This is a genomic window from Stenotrophomonas capsici (assembly GCF_034961085.1).
In the GTDB taxonomy this organism is placed as follows: Bacteria; Pseudomonadota; Gammaproteobacteria; order Xanthomonadales; family Xanthomonadaceae; genus Stenotrophomonas; species Stenotrophomonas capsici.
Genome location: NZ_JAYFUH010000248.1, coordinates 48,535 through 69,539, shown reverse-complemented (window position 1 = coordinate 69,539; position 21,005 = coordinate 48,535). Strand labels below are relative to the sequence as shown.

Genomic DNA, 21,005 nt, shown 5'->3' with positions numbered 1-21,005 from the left:
GCCCTTCGGGCACCTTCCGCCGCTGGCGGGGGAAGGGAGCGGTCTCCTGCCTTTCCCCGCAATCTGGCTGACCTGCGGCCCGATAGGTGACTGAGGCGGGCCGAGCCGGAGCGGGCCCGTGCCGGGCGTTCTGGCACGCGGCTTGCAGCTTCCCCGGCAACGTTCCGTGGGAGCCACCACATGGCCAACCTGATTTCCGACTATCTGGGCATCCATGCCCAGGCCATGCCGTTGCGCGAGCAGCGCATGAAGCTGATCGCCAGCAACCTGAGCAATGCCGACACGCCGGGGTACAAGGCGCGTGACATCGACTTCGATGCCGCCCTGCGCCACGCCCAGGGCATGGCCGGCAATGGCCAGCTGGCCGCCACGGCCGAACAGCACTACGCCATCGGCGGGGACGGGCTGAATCCGTTCCAGATCACCCGCGAGGCGGCCCAGCCCAGTCTGGATGGCAACACCGTCGACCCCGACGCCGAGCGCGCCGCCTACGGCCGCGCCGCACTGGAATACCGCGCCTCGCTGAGCTTCGTCGAATCGAAGGTGCGCACGATGCTCACCGCCATCACCGGCCAGTAAGGAACGACGCCATGAGCAACCTGCCGATCTTCGACATCGCCGGCTCCGCGCTGCAGGCGCAGTCGGTGCGCATGAGCACCATCGCCTCCAACCTGGCCAACGCCGATTCCATCGCCGGTTCGCCGGAGGCGGTGTACAAGCCGCTGGAACCGGTGTTCCAGGCCGTGACCAGCCGCACCGATCCCAACCTCACCGGCGTGCAGGTCAAGGAAGTCACGCAGAGCGATGCGGCGCCGATCAAGCGGTATGAACCCAACCACCCGCTGGCCGACGGCGACGGCTACGTCTACTCGCCCGACGTCGATCCGGTGGCGCAGATGGTCAACCTGATCTCGACCTCCCGCAACTACCAGGCCGGCGTGGAGATGCTCAGCACCGCCAAGGAACTGGCCCTGGCCACGCTGACGATGGGCCGTTGACGCCCGCCCAACCGGAACCCACCGACATGACCACCAGCGTCTCCTCCGATATCTACGGCTCGCTCGGCCTGAGCGCCACGGCCAATGCCAAGACCAAGAAGAACGACAGCCTCGACCAGGCCGACTTCCTGAAGCTGATGACCACCCAGCTGCAGCACCAGGACCCGACCAAGCCGATGGACAACAGCCAGATGGTGTCGCAGATGGCCCAGCTGTCCACCGTGCAGGGCATCACCGACCTGAACACCACCGTCAAGACCTTCCAGTCGGCGATGTCCAGCGACCAGATCCTCAAGGGCGCCTCGCTGGTCGGCCACGAGGTGATGGTGCCTTCGACCAAGTTCAGCCTCGAAGGCGAAGGGGGTACCAGCGGCACCGTGGCGGCCCCATCGGCCGGCACCGTCACCGTCGAGATCACCGATGCGAACGGCCAGAAGGTCACCACGCTGAGCGTGCCGGCCGACGCCGCCGGCGAGGTCAACTTCCAGTGGGACGGCACCGACGCCAGCGGCAACCGCATGCCCGCCGGCAGCTACACCATCGCCGCCACCCACTCGGACAGCAGCGGCGCCTCGACCAAGCTGAACACCTACGTGCAGGCCGAGGTGGAAAGCGTGACCGTCGGTTCCGACGGCCTCTACCTGAACCTCAAGGGCCTGGGCACTGCCCCGCTCGACTACGTGCTCCGCGTCAGCTGAGCCCCCCGAACCCGCCAGGAGTTACCACCATGGGCTTCAACGTATCGCTGTCCGGCATCAACGCCGCCAACGCCGACCTGAACGTCACCGCCAACAACATCGCCAACGTCAACACCACCGGCTTCAAGGAGTCGCGTGCGGAGTTCGCCGACCTGTTCAACTCGACCAGCTACGGGCTTTCGCGCAATGCGATCGGTTCGGGCGTGCGCCTGAGTGGCGTAGCGCAGCAGTTCTCGCAGGGCAACATCGACCAGACCGGGCGCAGCCTGGACATGGCCATCGAGGGCGAAGGCTTCTTCACGCTGAGCATGAACGGCACGCGCGTGTACTCGCGCGCCGGCAACTTCCAGACCGACAAGAGCGGCTATGTCGTCAACCCGCAGGGCGCACGCCTTCAGGTCTACGCGCCGAGCGCCGATGGCACCCGCTTCGACGGCACGCTGACCGACCTGCAGGTGCTGGCCACCGACAGCGCGCCCAAGCAGACCGGCCTGGTCAACCTTGCCTTCACCCTGCCGGCCAACGCCAGCGAACCGACCATCGCAACGTTCGACCCGAGCAACTCCAACAGCTACAACCAGTCCACCGGCGGCGTGACCGTGTACGACTCGCTGGGCGTCAGCCACACCCAGACCTCCTACTTCGTCAAGGGTGCCAACGCCAACGAGTGGCAGGTCTACAACTATGTCGACGGCCAGTCCGTCGGTGCGCCGACCACGCTGGAGTTCTCCAACAGCGGTGCGCTGCTGAATCCGGCCAACGGCCAGATCACGCTGGATCCGTTCACGCCCGCCACCGGCGCCGGCGTGCTCAACCTGACCTTGGACGTGAGCGGCTCCACGCAGTACGGCGAGAAGTTCGCGCTGCGCGACACCCGCCAGGACGGCTACGCCTCGGGCAAGCTGACCGAAATCAGCATCGACACCACCGGCGTGGTCTACGCGCGTTACTCCAATGGCGCCGACACCGCGCTCGGCCAGGTTGCCCTGACCAACTTCAACAACCCGCAGGGCCTGCAGAGCATGGGCAACAACGTGTGGACCGAGACCAATGCGTCCGGCATCGCACGCACCGGCGCACCGGACACCTCCGACCTGGGCCAGATCCAGTCCGGCTCGCTGGAAGCGTCCACGGTCGACCTGACCGAACAGCTGGTCAACATGATCGTGGCCCAGCGCAACTTCCAGGCCAATGCGCAGATGGTCTCGACGCAGGACCAGATCACGCAGACCGTCATCAACATCCGCTAACCGCCGGATCGGGAACAGGACGTGGTGGTGGGTTGAGGGCCTCAGGTATCGCCTGGAGCCACCGCCCACCCGCCTTTTCCCATTGCCGGTGACGCACCGCCTCCCCTTCCCTACTTCCTGTTCCCTGCCCCCGAATGGACAAAGCCCTTTACGTTGCCATGACCGGCGCCCGCGCCTCGCTGCAGGCGCAGGGGACCGTGTCGCACAACCTGGCCAATGCCGACACGCCGGGCTTCAAGGAAGCGCTGGCCAACACCGAGGCATTCCGCATCCAGGGCCCGGGTTATGCCTCGCGCGTGGACGCACTGCACGTGGATGCCGGCTTCAATCGTCGCATCGGCGCGCAGCAGATCACCGGCAACGCGCTGGATCTATCGCTGCAGCCGGGCAGCTGGCTTGCGGTGCAGTCCAACGACGGCAGTGAGGCGTACACCCGCGCTGGCGCGTTGTCGATGACGCCCAACGGCCAACTGGTCACCGCCGAAGGCAACACCGTACTCGACGACAACGGCAACCCGATCGCCATTCCGCCGCACCAGGCGATGGAGATCGGCCACGACGGCACCGTGTCGATCATCCCGTTGGGCGAAGGCCCGCAGACGATGGCGATGATCGGACGCTTGAAGGTCGTCGAGGCGCCCGACGAACGTCTGGCCCGCGGCCTGGACGGGCTGATGCGCAACACCGACCCCACCCAGCCCTTCGCGCAACGCCAGGGCAAGGCGCTGGACAGCGGCATGCTGGAATCCAGCAACGTCGATGCCGCCGGCGCGCTGGTGCAGATGATCCAGCTGCAGCGCCAGTTCGAAATGCAGGTGAAGGTCATCAAGCACGGCGACGAGAACGCGCGCAGCGCGAACACCCTGCTGCGCTTGAACGGTTGATCGGGCCATTGGCTCACGCGGCCGGGATCTGATCCCGGCCGCAGTCGGTCACGTTGTCGTTGTTCCCTGTCGCCCGGGCGCGCAGATCGCGTCCGGGCGTTTTCATGCGTGCGTTTCGGCGGCTTCCTGCTTCGCGGACCAGGCCGCTCCCACCGGTGATCTGCTCGCGACGGCATCCCGTCGCCGGTTTTGGCACGGCCCATGCATTGAACCTGGCAAGGGCCGCATCGGCCGGCATCAGCAGCAGAGGAACGCGTCATGAATCAGGCATTGTGGGTCGCCAAGACCGGGCTGGATGCGCAGCAGACGCGCATGTCCGTGGTCTCCAACAACCTGGCCAACACCAACACCACCGGCTTCAAGCGCGACCGTGCCAGCTTCGAGGACCTGCTTTACCAGCAGGTACGCCAGCCCGGCGGTTCCTCTTCGGCGCAGACCCAGCTGCCCACCGGCCTGCAGCTGGGGACCGGTGTGCGCGTGGTCGCCACGTCCAAGAACTTCGACCAGGGCACGCAGCAGCAGACCGGCAAGGCGCTGGACGTGATGGTCAATGGTCGTGGCTTCTTCGAGGTGATGATGCCCGACGGCACCTCCGCCTACACGCGCGACGGCAGCTTCCAGATCAACGCGCAGGGGGAGCTGGTCACCAACAGCGGCTACCCGGTGCAGCCGGGCATCCAGGTTCCCGAGGGCACCCAATCGTTGACCATCGGCAGCGACGGCACCATCAGCGTGAAGATGGCCGGCGAGGCCGCATCGGTGGAGATCGGCTCGCTGACGTTGACTGATTTCATCAACCCGGCGGGCCTGCAGGCCAAGGGCGAGAACCTGTACGTGGAGACCACGGCCTCCGGGCCGGCGCAGAACGGAACGCCTGGCCTCAACGGGCTGGGCACCGTGGTGCAGGGTGCACTGGAAGGCAGCAACGTCAACGTGGTGGAAGAGCTGGTGGCGATGATCGAGACCCAGCGCGCCTACGAGATGAACGCCAAGGCCATCTCCACCACCGACGCCATGCTCGGCTACCTCAACAGCAACGTCTGACCGGTCGCCACAGGATCAATGCCATGAGCCGCACCCCATTCTTCCGTCAGCTTCCCGTCGCCTTGTGCGCCGTGCTCAGCGCCGGCTGCACGCTGGCCGGCGACGTGCGCCCCTACGCGCCGATGGCGCCGATCCAGCCGGTCATCGCCCCCTCCGCGGCCCCCACCGCCGGCGCCATCTATGCCGCTGGCCCGGGACTGAACCTGTACGGCGACCGGCGTGCACGTGACGTCGGCGACCTGCTGACCATCACCCTGATCGAGAACACCACCGCCACCACCACGGCCAGCACCGCCATCCAGAAGGACTCCAAGCTGGACGTCGGCACGCCGACCCTGTTCGGTGCCCCGGTCACGCTGGGCGGCAAGGACATCCTGGGAGCCTCGGCGGAGAGCTCGCGCGACTTCAACGGCAAGGGCAACAGCGCGCAGAGCAACCGCCTGCAGGGCAGCCTGACGGTGACCGTCATCCAGCGCCTGCCCAACGGCAACCTGGTGGTGCAGGGCCAGAAGAACCTGCGCCTGAACCAGGGCGATGAACTGGTGCAGATCCAGGGCGTGGTCCGCGCCGCCGACATCGCGCCGGACAACACCATCGCCTCGAGCAAGGTCGCCGATGCACGCATCGCCTACGGCGGTCGCGGCGCGGTTGCCCAGTCCAACGCCATGGGCTGGCTGGGCCGCTTCTTCAACTCCGCCTTCGCGCTGTTCTGAGCATGACCATGCGAACCGTTTCCCTCTTCCGTTGCCTGCTCCTCACCCTGGTGGTGGGCTGTGCCCTGCCCGCCCACGCCGAACGCATCAAGGACCTGGCGCAGGTCGGCGGCGTGCGCGGCAATGCCCTGGTCGGCTACGGCCTGGTCGTCGGCCTGGACGGCAGCGGCGACCGCACCAGCCAGGCCCCGTTCACCGTGCAGAGCCTGAAGAACCTGCTGGGCGAGCTGGGCGTCAACGTGCCGGCCAACGTCAACCCGCAATTGAAGAACGTCGCCGCGGTGGCGATCCACGCCGAACTGCCACCGTTCGCCAAGCCCGGCCAGACCATCGACATCACCGTGTCCTCGGTGGGCAACGCGGTCTCCCTGCGCGGTGGCTCGCTGCTGATGGCGCCGCTGAAGGGCGCCGACGGCCAGGTCTATGCGATCGCGCAGGGCAACCTGGTGGTGGGCGGCTTCGGCGCACAGGGCAAGGACGGCTCACGCGTGTCGGTGAACATTCCCAGCGTTGGGCGCGTGCCCAATGGCGCCACGGTCGAACGTGCCCTGCCCGATGTGTTCGGTGCTTCCGGGGAGATCACCCTGAACCTGCACCAGAACGATTTCACCACCGTCTCTCGCATGGTCAGCGCCTTGAACGCCACCTTTGGCGAAGGCGCGGCGCGCGCGGTCGACGGCGTCACCGTGGCGGTGCAAGCCCCCACCGATCCGGGCGCGCGCATCGGCATGCTGGCGCGCATCGAGAACGTGGAACTGTCGCCCGGCACCGCGCCGGCGCGCGTGGTGGTCAACTCCCGCACCGGCACCGTGGTCATCGGCTCGCAGGTGCGCGTCAGCCCGGCGGCGATCTCGCACGGTTCCTTGACGGTGACCGTCAGCGAATCGACCCAGGTCAGCCAGCCCAATGCGTTCGGCAACGGCCAGACCGTCGCCAGCCCGCAATCGACCATCACCGCCAGCAACGAAGGCAGCCGCATGTTCCGCTTCGACGGCGGCGCGACGCTGGACGAGATCGTGCGAGCCGTGAACGAGGTGGGTGCGGCACCGGGCGACCTGATCGCCATCCTGGAAGCCCTCAAGCAGGCCGGTGCATTGAGCGCCGATCTCGAGGTCATCTGACATGCGTATCGCTCCTGCGCCGTTCGAGCTGAACCCGGCCACCGCCAACGATCCGGCCAAGATCGACAAGGTCGCGCGCCAGCTGGAAGGCCAGTTCGCGCAGATGTTGATCAAGAGCATGCGCGAGGCCAGCTTCGGCGACTCGCTGTTCCCCGGCGAGAACCAGATGTTCCGCGAGATGTACGACCAGCGCATCGCCGAGGCGATGACGCGGGGGCGCGGCCTGGGCCTGTCGGCGATGATCGCAAGGCAGTTGGGCGGCGGACAGCAGGCCACCGCGGCGCCGGTGGATCCGGCGATCACGCCTGCCGCGGCGGCACGCGCCTACCAGTTGGCCGCACCGGACATCCGCCCGGCTGCCCTGCCCTTGCAGCCCGGCCCCGGCGAAGACCCGTTCGCCGCGCTCGACGCCAGCGAACGCGCCGCCTATCTTGCCCCGCAATCGCAGGCGTTGGACCTGATCGCCGGGCGTGACACCGGCGAGCTGCACGCCGCGTTGGGCAGCGCCCATCCGTACGACGGCAGCGGCATGCCGGCGCAGGCCGAATGGACAACGGCCGATGACCGCTGGAGCGCGGTGACCGCCGCCGAACGCGGTGACGCCGTGGACACGACGCAGGCCAACCTGGCCGCCAGCAGCCTGGGCACGCATACGCCGGAAGGGTTCGTCGCCAGCATCTGGCCGCACGCGCAGCGTGCCGCGCAGGAGCTGGGCGTGAACCCACGCGCCCTGGTCGCACAGGCGGCATTGGAGACCGGCTGGGGCAAGCGCCACATCAAGCGGGAGAACGGCCAGAGCAGCCACAACCTGTTCGGGATCAAGGCCACCGGCTGGAGCGGTGAGCGCGCCAGCGCCGGTACGCATGAGTACGTGGACGGCCAGCGCCGCTCCGAACGCGCCAGCTTCCGTGCCTATGGCTCGGTGGCCGACAGCTTCAACGACTACGTGCGGATGCTGAAGAACAGCCCGCGCTACCAGGCCGCGCTGAAGGCCGGTGGCGACGTGCGTGGTTTCGCACAGGGCTTGCAGCGTGCCGGCTATGCGACCGACCCGTCCTACGCCGCCAAGATCGCCGCCATTGCCGCCGGCCCGACCATCGACCGCGCGGTCGGTGCGATTGCCGAAGTCGGCAACCGCTTCGGCCAGACCCTCGCTTCCGCCGCCGGGTTGACCGGCCTCACCCGTCGTTGAGATAGACGTCCATGTCCAGTGTTCTTTCCACCAGCACCAGTGCCCTGATCGCGTTCCAGCGTGCCCTGGCAACGGTCAGCAACAACGTCGCCAACATCAAGACCGACGGATACAGCCGGCAGACCGTGGACTTCGCCACGGCACCCTCGGTCAACGTCGGCTATGGCGATGTAGGCACCGGTACCCGCATCGTGGACATCCGTCGCGTCGCCGACCAGCTCGCCATCTCGCGGCTGCTGGACAGCAGCGGCGAACTGGCGCGGCTGGAAAAGCTGTCCACGCTGTCCGATCGCGTCGATGCGCTGCTCTCCGATACCGCGACCAACGTCACCGGGGTCTGGTCCAAGTTCTTCGATGCCGTCAACGGCCTGTCCTCCAACGCTGCGGCCACCACCGAACGCCGCGACATGCTCGACAGCGCGTCCACCCTGGTCGATCGCTTCAAGCAGCTCAACAACAGCCTGGACAGCCTCAACAGCGAGGTGAACAACGGGCTGCTGGCCGCGACCACCGAGGTCAACCGGCTGGCCGCCGAGATCGCCCAGCTCAATGGTGCGATCGGCAGCAAGGGCAATGCCGCCGCGCCGGACCTGCTGGACCGCCGCGACCAGCTGATCACCCAGCTGGTCGGCTACACCGGTGGTACGGCGGTAATCCAGGATGGCGGCATCACCAATGTCTATTCGGCCGGCGGCCAGGCGCTGGTGGTCGGCTCGACCGCCTCGCAGATCACCACCGCCGCCGATCCCTACCAGCCCGAGCGCCTGCAGCTGGCGATCAAGACCCAGGGCATGACCATCGTGCTGGATGGCAATGCGCTCGGTGGCCAGATCGGCGGCATGCTCGAGTTCCGCGACCGCGTCCTCACCCCTGCCCAGAATGAACTGGGAAGGATCGCCGTCGGCATGGCCACCACGTTCAACCAGGCCCACGCCGAGGGCATGGACCTGTACGGGGACATGGGCACGGACTTCTTCAACCTGGGCACGCCCAAGGTGAGCGCGCACAGCGGCAATACCGGCAGCGCCACCCTGACCGCCAGTTATGGCGACCTGGCCGCCCTGGATGGCCAGAACATCCTGCTCAAGTACAACGGCACCGGTTGGGAGGCCACCCGCGCCGACACCGGTGCCAGCGTCGCCATGACCGGCACCGGCACCGCCGCCGACCCGTTCGTGGTCAATGGCGTGCGCTTCGAGGTGGGCGGTACCCCGGGATTGAATGATCGCTTCCTGCTGCAGCCCACCGGCGCGGCGATCACCGGTTTATCGGTGGCCATCACCGATCCCTCGCGCATCGCCGCGGCCAACCCGGTCAAGGCCGGAGCGGACCTGGCCAACACCGGCACCGGCGTGCTGGGCAAGCTGGATGTGCTCGACGCCTCCGACCCGGCCCTGCTCAACCCCGCCAGCATCGAGTTCATCGACGCCAACCAGTACACCATCGACGGCGCCGGTCCCTTCACCTACACGCCAGGCCAGGCCATCAGCGCGAACGGCTGGAGCCTGGTGCTGGACGGCAAGCCCGCCGCCGGTGACACCTTCACCATCGGCAAGACCGGCCCCGGCTCCAGTGACAACGGCAACGCCTCGCGCCTGGCCGGCGTGGAGGATGCCAAGGCGCTCAGCGGCGGCACCGTCACCCTCAACGGTGCCCTCGGTGGCCTGACCACCCAGGTCGGTGCGGCGGCACGTTCGGCCGAATATTCGCTGCAGGCCCAGCAGGTCATCAACGACAACGCGCAGGCCGCGCGCGACTCGGTGTCCGGGGTGAACCTGGATGAGGAAGCGGCCGACATGCTCCGCCTGCAACAGGCTTACCAGGCTGCTTCGCAGCTGATCTCCACGGCAGAAAACATGTTCCAGACAATCCTCAGGGCGGTGGGCTGATGAATACCCGCATCTCCAGCAGCATGATCTACGACCGCTCGGTGGCGCTGATGCAGTCCAAGCAGAGCAAGCTGTCGCACCTGGAGCAGCAGCTCTCCACCGGCAGCAAGATCGTCACTGCCAAGGACGACCCGGTCGGCGCCGGTACCGCGGTCGGCATGGACCGCATGCTGGCCGAACTGGAAAAGCTTGGCGCCAACGCCAACACCGTCCAGAACCGGCTGGGGCTGCAGGAGAACGCCCTTGCCCAGGCCGGCGAACTGCTGCAGCGCATCTCCGACCTGACCATCCAGGCCAACAACGCCTCGCTGTCCAGCGATGACCGCAAGGCTGTCTCCAGCGAGCTGAAGTCGATCAAGCAACAGATGCTGGCGCTGGCCAACACCACCGACGGCAATGGCCGCTACCTGTTCGGCGGGGCCTCCGATGGCGATGCCCCGTTCACGCTCAGCAATGGCGTGGTCACCTACAACGGCGACCAGATCCAGCGCAAGGTCGAAGTGGCGCCGGGCACGTTCGTCAGCGACGCGCAGCCCGGCAGCGAGATCTTCCTGCGCATCCGCACCGGCGACGGGACGGTCGACGGCAGCGCTGCGGCCACCAACACCGGCAAGGGCGTGCTCACCGACCTGAGCCGCGACGGTTCCGGCAGTTGGGACGGCAGCAGCTATACCGTTCGCTTCACCGCCGCCGACAGCTACGAGATCGTCGACGCGAGCAACACCGTGGTCAGCACCGGCACGTACACCAGCGGCGACAACATCACCTTCGGGGGGCTGCGCATGCGCATCGAGGGCGAGCCTGCGGCGGGCGACGAGTTCAGCGCCGGGCAGGCCCAGAGCCGCGACGTGTTCTCCACCATCGACCGGCTGGTGCAGGCACTGGACATGGACGTGTCCACCGAAGCCGGCCGTACCGCGCAGCAGAACGGGCTGCAAGCGAGCCTGCGTGATGTCTCGCGCGCGGCCGAGGCGATGATCGATGCACGCGCCGCCGGCGGCGCGCAGTTGAAGACCATCGACGACGCCGCCTCGCTGCGCGAGGCCAACACCGTCACCCTGAAAAGCTCGCTGTCGCAGTTGCGCGACGTCGATTACGCCGAGGCCATCGGGCAATACAAGCTCGAGGGTGCGGCGCTCCAGGCGGCCCAGACCATCTTCACCCAGATGCAGTCGATGTCGCTGTTCAACATGATCCGCTGACCCACCTGACGGCAGCCGCACTGCCAAACCGAATCACCGCATCGCCTGATGCAGGCATAGAACACAACGGAGAAGTCCCATGGCACAAGTCATCAACACCAACATCATGTCGCTGAACGCCCAGCGCAACCTGAACACCAGCGGCACCAGCCTGGCGACCAGCATCCAGCGCCTGTCCTCGGGCCTGCGCATCAACAGCGCAAAGGACGATGCGGCCGGCCTGGCCATCTCCGAGCGCTTCACCACCCAGATCCGTGGCCTGGACGTTGCCGTGCGCAATGCCAATGACGGCATCTCGCTGGCCCAGACCGCCGAAGGCGCGATGGTGGAGATCGGCAACAACCTGCAACGCATCCGCGAGCTGGCCGTGCAGTCGGCCAACGCCACCAACTCCGACACCGACCGCGAGGCGCTGAACGCCGAAGTGCGCCAGCTGCTCTCGGAGGTCGACCGCGTCGCCAACCAGACCAACTTCAACGGCACCAAGCTGCTGGATGGCAGCTTCGCCGGGGCCCTGTTCCAGGTCGGCGCCGACGCCGGCCAGACCATCGGCATCAACAGCATCGTCGACGTCAACACCGACACCATCGGCACGGCCGGCTTCGCCGGTGACATGACCGGCATCGGTGCGGTGCCCTCGGCCGCCTCCGGCACCGCCGTCGGCAAGGTGTCCGGGATCACCATCAGCGTCCAGGCCGCCGGTGCCAGCAGCGCCACCCAGATCAAGATCGACGACATCAAGGTCGACGTGGGTGACACCGCCGCCGACATCAACCGCAAGCTCACCCAGGCCATCAACGACAAGCTGGACCAGACCGGCCTGTACGCCTCGGTGGACGGCACCACCGGCGAGCTCACCTTCCAGTCGCTCAAGGCCGGCCAGACCATCACCGCCGCCAACCTCGGCACGCTGACCGGCGGCACCGGCCTGACCTACACCGGCGGTGCCTTGACGGTGCCGACCACCATGTCCACCCAGCATGCCGAGGACCTGGACATCCGCGACTTCACCGGCGCGCAGCGCGCATTGGAGATCGTCGACAAGGCCCTGACCGCGGTCAGCAACTCGCGTGCGGAGATGGGCGCGATCCAGAACCGCTTCACCTCCACCATCGCCAACCTCACCACCACCTCGGAAAACCTGTCGGCCTCGCGCAGCCGCATCCGCGACACCGACTACGCCAAGGAAACCGCCGAGCTGACCCGCACGCAGATCCTGCAGCAGGCCGGTACCGCCATGCTGGCACAGGCCAACCAGCAGCCGCAGAGCGTGCTGAGCCTGCTGCAGCAGTAACCGTTGCAGCGAGGCAAACAGGAAAGGCCCCGGCATGCCGGGGCCTTTTCGTTGGGGGCGACCATGCCGGGGCACCCGCTTGCCGGCGCTGCCGGCTGCTTTTCCGGCGCCCTGCCCGGCGGAAAAAAAACCTTGTCGTCGGGGCCTAAAGCTGCCGGGGTGTGTGCCGTTATTGATATCAGCAGCGGTACTGCGGCGCCCTACGCCACCCCCACTGCATCCAGTACCGGTCAGGTTGAGCTGCCGGATCAAACGCCAAAAAGGAATCCGAATCATGGCACAAGTCATCAACACCAACATCATGTCGCTCAATGCTCAGCGCAACCTGAACACCAGCGGCACCAGCCTGGCCACCTCGATTCAGCGCCTGTCCTCGGGCCTGCGCATCAACAGCGCCAAGGACGACGCCGCCGGCCTGGCGATTTCCGAGCGCTTCACCACCCAGATCCGCGGCCTGGACGTTGCCACCCGTAACGCCAACGACGGCATCTCGCTGGCCCAGACCGCCGAAGGCGCGATGGTCGAGATCGGCAACAACCTGCAGCGTATCCGCGAGCTGGCCGTGCAGTCGTCCAATGCCACCAACTCGACCACCGACCGCGAAGCGCTGAATTCGGAAGTGAACCAGCTGCTGAAGGAAATCGACCGCGTCGCCAACCAGACCAACTTCAACGGCACCAAACTGCTGGACGGCAGCTTCTCCGGCGCGCTGTTCCAGGTCGGCGCCGACTCCGGCCAGACCATCGGCATCAACAGCATCGTCGACTCGAACATCGACACCCTGGGCAAGATGAACTTCGCCGCCGACACCACCGCCGTCAGCGTGGTTGCCTCCGGCGCCGCCGCCACCGCCGCGGGCAAGATCTCCGGCATCAAGGTCAGCGTGCAGGCCGTTGGCGCGAGCAGCGCCAAGGACATCACCATCGAGGACGTGAAGTTCGAAGCCGGTGAAAGCACCACCTCCATCAACAAGAAGGTGGCTGCCGCCATCAACGACAAGATGGACCAGAGCGGCGTCTACGCCGAAGTCGACAGCAACGGCGCGATCAGCCTGAAGGCGGTCAAGGGCAACCAGTTCACCACCGGCTTCACCTTCGGCACCATCAGCCCGGCCACCACCGGCCAGACGACCGGCCTGACCTCCGGCGGCACCGCCTTCGCCGCCCAGGACGCCACCGCCGTGTCCAGCCAGAAGGTCGCCGGCACCCTGGACATCTCCACCTTCATCGGTGCCCAGCAGGCGCTGGAAGTGGTCGACAAGGCCCTGACCGCGGTCAACAGCTCGCGCGCCGACATGGGTGCGATCCAGAACCGCTTCAGCTCGACCATCTCCAACCTGTCCACCACCTCGGAAAACCTGTCGGCCTCGCGCAGCCGCATCCGCGACACCGACTACGCCAAGGAAACCGCCGAGCTGACCCGCACGCAGATCCTGCAGCAGGCCGGCACCGCGATGCTCTCCCAGGCCAACAGCTCCACCCAGAACGTGCTGAGCCTGCTGGGCTGATCACCGCCGGCGCCGCCGCAAGGCGGCCCTGGAGGCAGCAACAAACGCAGACCCCCGCCGCAAGGCGGGGGTTTGTGCGTTGGCGGCGCCGGGGGCCGGCCTGCGGCAACGGCACGCCACTTGCATCCACACGGGGAGCCCTGCGCGCGCCCGCCTAAAGAAACGGCACGGGCGTGCCGATATCGAGGATGCCTGTACGGGCGTCCGCACGCCACGACCAAGGAAACTACATGGCCTCCTCATCCCTCGCTGCCGTCGGCTCCGGACTGGACATCCCGACCCTCGTCGCCCAGCTCGTGGCTGCCGAACGCAAGCCGGCCGAGACCCGCATCAACAACCAGGGCACGAAGGCGACCACCCAGCTCTCGGCGCTGGGCAACATCAAGAACTCGCTGAGCAGCCTGCAGTCGGCGCTGGAAGCGATGGCCAAGAGCGCCACCAACGGCGCCTACAAGACCAGCATCAGCGATACCGCCACCAGCTTCAGCGCCACGGTGGTGACCGACTCCAACGGCAAGACCAGCGCCACCGCCGGCACCTACGAGGTCGAAGTGGTGCGGCTGGCGCAGAGCCAGAAGCTCAGCTCCGGCGCGTTCGGCGCCGATGCCAAGGTGGGCGACGGAAAGCTGACGTTCGCCTGGGGCGAAGAGACGCTGGACGTGGACATCGCCGAGGGCAGCACGCTGACGCAGATCGCCGCCGCCATCAACAAGGCCGCTGGCGGCAAGGGGGTCAACGCCACCATCATCACCGCCAACGACGGCCAGCACCTGGTGATGAATGCGGTCAATGGCGGCACCGAAGGCGCACTGACGGTCACCGCCAGCGGCGGCAACGGTGGCTTGTCGGCGCTGACCTGGGATGGCACCAGCGGCGGCATGACCGAGAACATCGCACCGGCCAACGCACTGGTGCGGGTAGACGGCTTCGAGCGCGAGTCCAGCAGCAACACCATCACCGACCTGCTGCCTGGCGTCACCCTCACCCTGAACAAGGCCGAGGAAGGCACCAAGCGCACGCTGACGGTGGCTGCGGACAACTCCGGCCTGAAGATCAACACCCAGGCCTTCGTTGCCGCCTACAACACCACGGTCGGCCTGCTCAAGAGCAGCAGCGCCTACGACGCCACCAACGACAAGGCCTCCGCGCTGACCGGTGACTCGCTGGTACGCGGCCTGCAGCAGCAGCTGCGCGGCGAGGCCAGCGCCAGCATGCTCGACCTCAAGGCCCTGGGCGTGACCGTCAACAAGGACGGCACCCTGGCCTTCAGCACCACCACGTTCGACGCCAAGGTCGCCGAGGACCCCTCTGCCGCCCGCAAGCTGCTGGGCAGCGACGGCTCGTTCACCTCCAGCCTCAGCGCCATGCTCAAGACCAACCTGGGCAGCAACGGCACACTGACCCTGCGCACCAACTCGCTGACCAAGCAGATCAGCAAGCTGGAGAAGGACCTGGACGACCTGGATGCGCGGATGGAAAAGGTCTCCGCGCGGTATACCGCCCAGTTCACCGCCATGGACACGGTGGTGGCGAAGATGCAGAGCACCAGCGATTACCTCAGCCAGCAGATCAGCGCGCTCAACAAGAAGAGCTGACCGGCCGGCAGCGCCCTTCCCCACGCACACCAATACGACCACTTTTCGCCAGCGCCGGCCCGGCCATGACGAAGTCCCAAGGAGAACCCCATGTACGGTGCCAACCGCCACTATGCCGAGCAGTACCGCAAGGTCGGCGTCACCAGCCGCGTCGTCGACGCGGACCCGCACCGCCTTGTCGCCCTGCTGCTTGAAGGCGCGGGCGAGCGCATCCGTCGCGCCGAAGCCTGCCTGGCCAACGGCGACCAGGCATTGAAAGGCAAGGCGATCGGTGAAGCCTGTGCGATCATCGGGCACCTGAATGGTTCGCTGGACCACGAAGCCGGCGGCGAGATCGCCGGCAACCTGTCGGCCCTGTACGACTACGTCATGCAGCGCCTGACCGAAGCCAACCTCAACAACGACGCGGTACCGCTGCAGGAGTCGCTGTCGTTGATCGGCGAGATCGAGAGCGCATGGAACGCCATTCCCCAGGAACAGCGCACCCTGCCCACCGCACATGGAGCCTGATGCCATGAACAACGACGCGAGCGCCCTGCTGCAGGCGTTGCACGTGGACCTGGACCTGATCAAGAACGCGATCGAGGCCGAGGACCATGCCACCACCGAGCGCATCGTCGGCGAACACGACCAGCGCGTGCGCGACTACCTCCACGCCCATGGCGCCCACAGTGCTCCGCAGGCGCTGCAGGACCTGCTCGAACAGCAGCTCTCGCTGACCACGCGCATGCGCCAGCTGCGCGACGAAGCGGCCCAGTACCTGCGTGCCGAGCGGCAATCCACCCGCGCCGCCAACGCCTACCTGCAGGCCGGTACGCTGGCATGAGCCACGACGGCGCCGCCGCTGCCGAAGGCACCCTGTTCGACGATACGCTCAGCTGCGATGTCGTCGTGCCGGTGCAGTTCACGGCCGGAGCACGCGTCGCCCGTCCGGGCACCTCGGAGATGCTGCTGCGCAGCGTCGCGCTGGTCGAGGATTCGCGCAGCAGCGACGACGGCGACGAGCGCAGCGACACCAGCGCGCAGCTGCAGCGCCTGGAGGCCCGCATGGACCTGGCCCTGGTCCTGCTCGGCCGCCTGCTGCAGCAGGCCAACCCGGCCCTGCCAGTCCGAGCGGTGCGCTGGTCACGGCATGGCCTGCGCCTGGATCTCGAGCAAACCACCGCACTGGCACCCGGCAGCGCCGGGGTGATCCAGCTGCAGCCGGCCGACTGGCTGCCCGACCACATCGAACTGCCCGCCACCGTGCTGGCCGAGGCCCCCCTTGAGGGCGGCAGCCGGTTGTGGCTGGGCTTCACCGGCCTGGGCGACAACCTGAACGCAGCGGTCGAACGGCACCTGTTCCGCCTGCATCGGCGGCAGATCGCCGACAGCCGCCGCAATCGTTGATTGCCCTCCTTTAGTTGACTGGCGTCACACGTCGCGCTCGGCTAAGGTGGGGGACTTCTAGGGGGAAGACCGTTCCACGTGCGCGTTCTCATTGTCGATGACCACACCCTGGTCCGGGCGGGACTGAACCGGCTGCTGCAGAGCTTCGAAGGCGTGCAGGTGGTCGCCGAAGCCAGCGACGCCGCGCAGGCCCTGGACCTGGCCCTGCTGCACGTTCCCGACCTGATCCTGATGGACCTGTCGCTGCCGGGCCGTACCGGTCTGGAAGCCCTCAGTGACATCCGTGCCCGCCAGCCGCAGGCGCGGGTGGTGATGATGTCCATGCACGACGATGCCGGCCACGTCCGCGACGCCCTGGACCGCGGTGCGGTCGGCTTCGTGGTCAAGGACGCCGCTCCGGCCGAACTGGAGCTGGCACTGCGCGCCGCGCACGCCGGACAGGTGTTCCTGAGCCCGCACATCTCGGCCAAGATGCTGGCCCCGCTTATCAACCGCGAGCGGCCCACGGGCATCGCCGCGCTGTCGCCACGGCAGAAGCAGATACTGCGTCGACTGGGCAGTGCCCAGACCACCAAGGAGATCGCCGCCGAGCTGGGCATCAGCGTCAAGACGGTGGAAACCCACCGCGCCCGCATGATGGAAGCGCTGGGCTGCCGGCGCGCGAATGACCTGTTGCTGTTCGCCGTGCGGCACGAGAAGGATCTTGGCTGACGTCAGGTCACTGACCGAGCATGTTCGTTGTCACAGATTCGAATTTCCGTCGCCACTTACTGGCACTTCGATAAGAATCAATGACCTATCTGGAATTCCGCGGCTCGTCGCGCCAGAAAAATGACGATTTGTAAGGTTTTCCCCTACGCAAAGTGGGGTTAATCAGGACAGCCCTCAGGGCCTCCCTGATTTCAGCGTCGGCACTCCGCCACGCAAGATGCGTTCCACAACGCGGCCTTCACACAGCGCCGCCGGGGAATCGCATGAAAGCCACACTCTCTGCCCAGTTGGGCCAGCAGCTCCACCTCACGCCTGCCCTGCTGCAGTCGATCCGCCTGTTGCAGCTCAATGGCATGCAGCTGGAGCTGGAAGTCCGCCAGGCGCTGGAAAGCAATCCGTTGCTGGAGCTGCAGGACGAGCAGGAAGAGAGCCCGGCCACGGCCAATGGCAACGACGCGCAGGTGGAAACGGCCGCGTTCGACGAACTGCCGGAGAGCTCGATGTGGGACGTGGCCGGCGGCGGCTGGAATGACGGCGAGGATGACCGCATGGCGCGCATCGCCGCCGGCGAGTCCACCGACCCGCAGCTGCGCGTGCTCAATGCACTGGCCCTGGAGCTGGACGCATCCGACCTGGCCATCGCCAGCTTCTGGCTGGAGCACTGCGATGACGCCGGCTACCTGCAGGGCGCCCTGGCCGAGCTGACCCGCCTGGCCAGTGCGCGCCTGGACCGCACCGCCAGCGACGTGGAAGCCGTGCGCCAGCGCCTGCTGCACGGCGAGCCGGCCGGCATGGCGGCGACCGACCTGCGCGAGTGCCTGCTGGCACAGTTGGCGGCGCTGCCCGGCGTGGTGCCGGCGCGCCACCTGGCCGCGCGCCTGCTCGATGCCGACCTGCAACTGCTGGCCAACCATGATTACGCCGCCCTGGCCGTTGCACTCGATGCCGAGCAGGACGACGTCCTCGAGGCGTTCCGGCTGATCCTGTCGCTGCAACCGCGGCCGGGTGACAGCCTGCAGCCGCAGCAGGACGAGGCCATCCTCCCCGACGTGGTGGCCTGGCACGCGGACGGGCAATGGCGCGTCGCGCTGAACCCCGCCACCACCCCGCGCATCGCCATCAACGCTGGCTACGAACGCGCCCTGGCCGACAACGGCAGCGAGGCCGCGCAGCCCTTGCGCGACATGCTGCAGGAAGCCCGCTGGCTGACCCGCGGCCTGTCCATGCGCTACGACACCCTGATCCGCACCGCCCGTGTGATCGTCGAGCGCCAGGCCGCGTTCCTGGTCCAGGGCGATGAGGCAATGGCGCCACTGACCCTGAAGGAAGTGGCCGACAGCATCGGCATGCACGAGTCCACGGTCTCGCGCATCACTTCCGGCAAGTACCTGCAGACGCCGCGCGGCACATTCGAACTGAAGCATTTCTTCGCCGTCCGCCTGGAGGGCGCCAGCGTCTCCGGGCAGGCGGTCAAGGCCATGGTCAAGCGCCTGATCGACGCCGAGCCGGCCGGGCGGCCGCTGGCCGACGAGGCCATCGCGGGCCTGCTCTCGCGCCAGGGGGTAAACATCGCACGTCGTACCGTCGCAAAATATCGCGAACAACTCGACATCGCCCCGGCACGCGAACGCCGCCGCCAGGGCACCAAGCCGCTGCTGGCCCGCGTGGGCTGAACAAAGGAATTCCATGAGCAAGCTCACCGTACTGCTGGTTGATGACCACGAAGGCTTCATCAACGCCGCCATGCGCCACTTCCGCCGCATCGAATGGCTGGAAGTGATCGGCAGCGCCGCCAACGGCCTGCAGGCCATCGAACGCTCCGAGACGCTGCGCCCGCGCGTGGTGCTGATGGACCTGGCCATGCCGGAGATGGGCGGGCTGCAGGCCACGCGCCTGATCAAGACCCAGGATGACGCGCCGTACATCGTCATCGCCAGCCACTTCGACGATTCCGAGCACCGCGAGCACGCCCTGCGCGCCGGCGCCGACAACTTCGTCAGCAAACTCTCTTACATCCAGGAAGTCATGCCGATCCTGGAGGCCCTCAAGGAGCAAGGCGATGAGTGAGTCACGCATCCTCGTCATCGATGCCGACGCGGTTCGCGCCGAGCGGACCCTGTCCCTGCTGGAGTTCATGGACTTCACCCCGCGCTGGGTCAGCGACGCGCAGGACATCGACACCAGCCGCCACCGCAGCAATGACTGGATGGCCGTGGTGGTCGGCACGCTGGAAGACGCCGATCTGGCCGCCGGCTTCTTCAACTGGCTGGCCGCCGCGCCGCTGCCGCCGCCGGTCCTGCTGGGCGAAGGTGACCCGCTGGCGTTCTCGCGCCACTACGGCCTGCACGAAGCCAATGTCTGGCCGCTGGAGCAGCCGATGCGCCTGGCGCAGGTGGAAGCCCTGCTGCGCCGTGCCAGCCTCAAGCGGCTGGACACCGAGCACCAGTCCAGCGCCATCGACGACAACGGCCCGACCGGCACCAGCCCGGCCGTGACCGAGCTGCGCCAGCTGATCGAGCAGGTCGCCAACTTCGACACCACCGTGTTGGTGCTGGGCGAATCGGGTACCGGCAAGGAAGTGGTCTCGCGCTCCATCCACCAGCGCTCACCGCGCCGTGATGGGCCGTTCGTGGCGATCAACTGCGGCGCGATCCCGCCGGACCTGCTCGAAAGCGAGCTGTTCGGCCATGAGAAAGGCGCCTTCACCGGTGCGCTGACCGCGCGCAAGGGCCGCTTCGAGATGGCCGAGGGTGGCACCCTGCTGCTGGACGAGATCGGCGACATGAGCCTGCCGATGCAGGTCAAGCTGCTGCGCGTGCTTCAGGAGCGCAGCTTCGAGCGTGTCGGTGGCAACCAGACCATCCGCTGCAATGTGCGGGTGATCGCCGCGACCCACCGTGACCTGGAAACGCGCATCAACGAAGGCAAGTTCCGCGAGGACCTGTTCTACCGCCTGAACGTGTTCCCGATCGACGTGCCCGCGTTGCGCGAGCGTACCGCCGACATCCCGGCACTGGTGCAGACCATCGCGGCCCAGCTGGCCCGCACCGGCCGCGGCGAAGTCCGCTTCGCCGACGAGGCCCTGCTGGCGCTGGCCGGTTATCCCTGGCCGGGCAACGTGCGCGAACTGACCAACCTGGTCGAGCGCCTGGCCGTCCTGCACCCGGGCGGGCTGGTGCGCGTGCAGGACCTGCCCAGCCGCTACCGCGGCGACGGCAACATGGCGGCCTCGGCCAACCCGGTCGATGAGCCGGCGGTACAGGCGGTGCTGGCGGCAGCCCGTGCGCCGACCGCCACGCAGGCCAAGGCGGCGGCGTTCAAGCCGGCCAGCCTGCCCAGCGAGGGGCTGGACCTGCGCGACCACATGGCCGGCATCGAACTGACCCTGATCAACGAGGCGCTGGAACGCACCCAGGGCGTGGTCGCCCATGCCGCCCAACTGCTGGGCCTGCGCCGCACCACCCTGGTGGAGAAGCTGCGCAAGTACGGGATCGAGCGGGAACAGGTAGCAGACTGAT

21 protein-coding genes are annotated in these 21,005 nt (G+C 67.4%); all 21 read left to right on the top strand.

The annotated features are described in order from the left end of the window. Positions 1–180 precede the first annotated feature (180 nt). The 21 genes from flgB (at position 181) to VA603_RS12710 (ending at position 21,004) form a co-directional block, all read left to right on the top strand. Positions 181–579: a flagellar basal body rod protein FlgB gene (gene flgB / locus VA603_RS12810; protein WP_132863498.1), complete on the top strand. Its 399-nt coding sequence runs from the start codon at positions 181–183 to the stop codon at positions 577–579. 11 nt (positions 580–590) lie between these two features. Then, a complete protein-coding gene (gene flgC / locus VA603_RS12805; RefSeq protein WP_192285801.1) occupies positions 591–998 on the top strand; it encodes a flagellar basal body rod protein FlgC in 408 nt (135 codons plus the stop codon). 26 nt (positions 999–1,024) lie between these two features. Then, positions 1,025–1,696: a flagellar hook capping FlgD N-terminal domain-containing protein gene (locus VA603_RS12800; protein WP_323439074.1), complete on the top strand. Its 672-nt coding sequence runs from the start codon at positions 1,025–1,027 to the stop codon at positions 1,694–1,696. 29 nt (positions 1,697–1,725) lie between these two features. Then, the gene (flgE, locus tag VA603_RS12795) at positions 1,726–2,946 is read left to right on the top strand and encodes a flagellar hook protein FlgE (RefSeq protein ID WP_192285803.1); all 1,221 of its coding nucleotides are present in this window, start codon (positions 1,726–1,728) and stop codon (positions 2,944–2,946) included. Positions 2,947–3,080: 134 nt separating this feature from the next. Continuing rightward, positions 3,081–3,830: a flagellar basal body rod protein FlgF gene (locus VA603_RS12790; RefSeq protein WP_132863492.1), complete on the top strand. Its 750-nt coding sequence runs from the start codon at positions 3,081–3,083 to the stop codon at positions 3,828–3,830. A gap of 258 nt (positions 3,831–4,088) precedes the next feature. Continuing rightward, a complete protein-coding gene (gene flgG, locus VA603_RS12785) occupies positions 4,089–4,874 on the top strand; it encodes a flagellar basal-body rod protein FlgG (RefSeq protein ID WP_132863491.1) in 786 nt (261 codons plus the stop codon). A gap of 23 nt (positions 4,875–4,897) precedes the next feature. Next, positions 4,898–5,587, top strand: coding sequence for a flagellar basal body L-ring protein FlgH (gene flgH / locus VA603_RS12780; RefSeq protein ID WP_132863489.1), 690 nt, complete (start codon positions 4,898–4,900; stop codon positions 5,585–5,587). Positions 5,588–5,595: 8 nt separating this feature from the next. Continuing rightward, complete coding sequence (locus VA603_RS12775) at positions 5,596–6,708, top strand: flagellar basal body P-ring protein FlgI (protein WP_225591547.1); 1,113 nt, start codon at positions 5,596–5,598, stop codon at positions 6,706–6,708. Between the two features lies 1 nt (position 6,709). After that, positions 6,710–7,900: a flagellar assembly peptidoglycan hydrolase FlgJ gene (gene flgJ, locus VA603_RS12770; protein ID WP_323439073.1), complete on the top strand. Its 1,191-nt coding sequence runs from the start codon at positions 6,710–6,712 to the stop codon at positions 7,898–7,900. 11 nt (positions 7,901–7,911) lie between these two features. Further along, complete coding sequence (flgK, locus tag VA603_RS12765) at positions 7,912–9,789, top strand: flagellar hook-associated protein FlgK (RefSeq protein ID WP_323439072.1); 1,878 nt, start codon at positions 7,912–7,914, stop codon at positions 9,787–9,789. Continuing rightward, on the top strand, positions 9,789–10,991 hold the full coding sequence (gene flgL, locus VA603_RS12760; RefSeq protein WP_323439071.1) for a flagellar hook-associated protein FlgL: 1,203 nt from the start codon (positions 9,789–9,791) through the stop codon (positions 10,989–10,991). The genes flgK and flgL overlap by 1 nt, the downstream gene beginning before the upstream one ends. Positions 10,992–11,070: 79 nt before the next feature. Next, positions 11,071–12,285: a flagellin gene (locus tag VA603_RS12755; protein ID WP_132863483.1), complete on the top strand. Its 1,215-nt coding sequence runs from the start codon at positions 11,071–11,073 to the stop codon at positions 12,283–12,285. A gap of 274 nt (positions 12,286–12,559) precedes the next feature. Next, complete coding sequence (locus VA603_RS12750; protein WP_323439070.1) at positions 12,560–13,792, top strand: flagellin; 1,233 nt, start codon at positions 12,560–12,562, stop codon at positions 13,790–13,792. A 230-nt stretch (positions 13,793–14,022) separates the two neighbouring features. Then, positions 14,023–15,387 (top strand): flagellar filament capping protein FliD, encoded by a 1,365-nt coding sequence (gene fliD / locus VA603_RS12745; RefSeq protein WP_323439069.1) that lies wholly within the window; start codon positions 14,023–14,025, stop codon positions 15,385–15,387. A 90-nt stretch (positions 15,388–15,477) separates the two neighbouring features. Continuing rightward, a complete protein-coding gene (gene fliS / locus VA603_RS12740; protein WP_323439068.1) occupies positions 15,478–15,897 on the top strand; it encodes a flagellar export chaperone FliS in 420 nt (139 codons plus the stop codon). Positions 15,898–15,901: 4 nt separating this feature from the next. Further along, positions 15,902–16,213, top strand: coding sequence for a hypothetical protein (locus tag VA603_RS12735; protein ID WP_323439067.1), 312 nt, complete (start codon positions 15,902–15,904; stop codon positions 16,211–16,213). Next, a complete protein-coding gene (locus VA603_RS12730; protein ID WP_323439066.1) occupies positions 16,210–16,776 on the top strand; it encodes a PilZ domain-containing protein in 567 nt (188 codons plus the stop codon). Before VA603_RS12735 ends, VA603_RS12730 begins: the two co-directional genes overlap by 4 nt. A gap of 78 nt (positions 16,777–16,854) precedes the next feature. Next, positions 16,855–17,487: a response regulator gene (locus tag VA603_RS12725; protein ID WP_132863474.1), complete on the top strand. Its 633-nt coding sequence runs from the start codon at positions 16,855–16,857 to the stop codon at positions 17,485–17,487. Positions 17,488–17,750: 263 nt separating this feature from the next. Then, positions 17,751–19,160 (top strand): RNA polymerase factor sigma-54, encoded by a 1,410-nt coding sequence (gene rpoN / locus VA603_RS12720; protein ID WP_323439065.1) that lies wholly within the window; start codon positions 17,751–17,753, stop codon positions 19,158–19,160. Positions 19,161–19,173: 13 nt separating this feature from the next. After that, a complete protein-coding gene (locus VA603_RS12715) occupies positions 19,174–19,554 on the top strand; it encodes a response regulator (protein WP_132863472.1) in 381 nt (126 codons plus the stop codon). Then, on the top strand, positions 19,547–21,004 hold the full coding sequence (locus VA603_RS12710; RefSeq protein WP_323439064.1) for a sigma-54 dependent transcriptional regulator: 1,458 nt from the start codon (positions 19,547–19,549) through the stop codon (positions 21,002–21,004). The genes VA603_RS12715 and VA603_RS12710 overlap by 8 nt, the downstream gene beginning before the upstream one ends. Position 21,005: the final 1 nt, after the last annotated feature.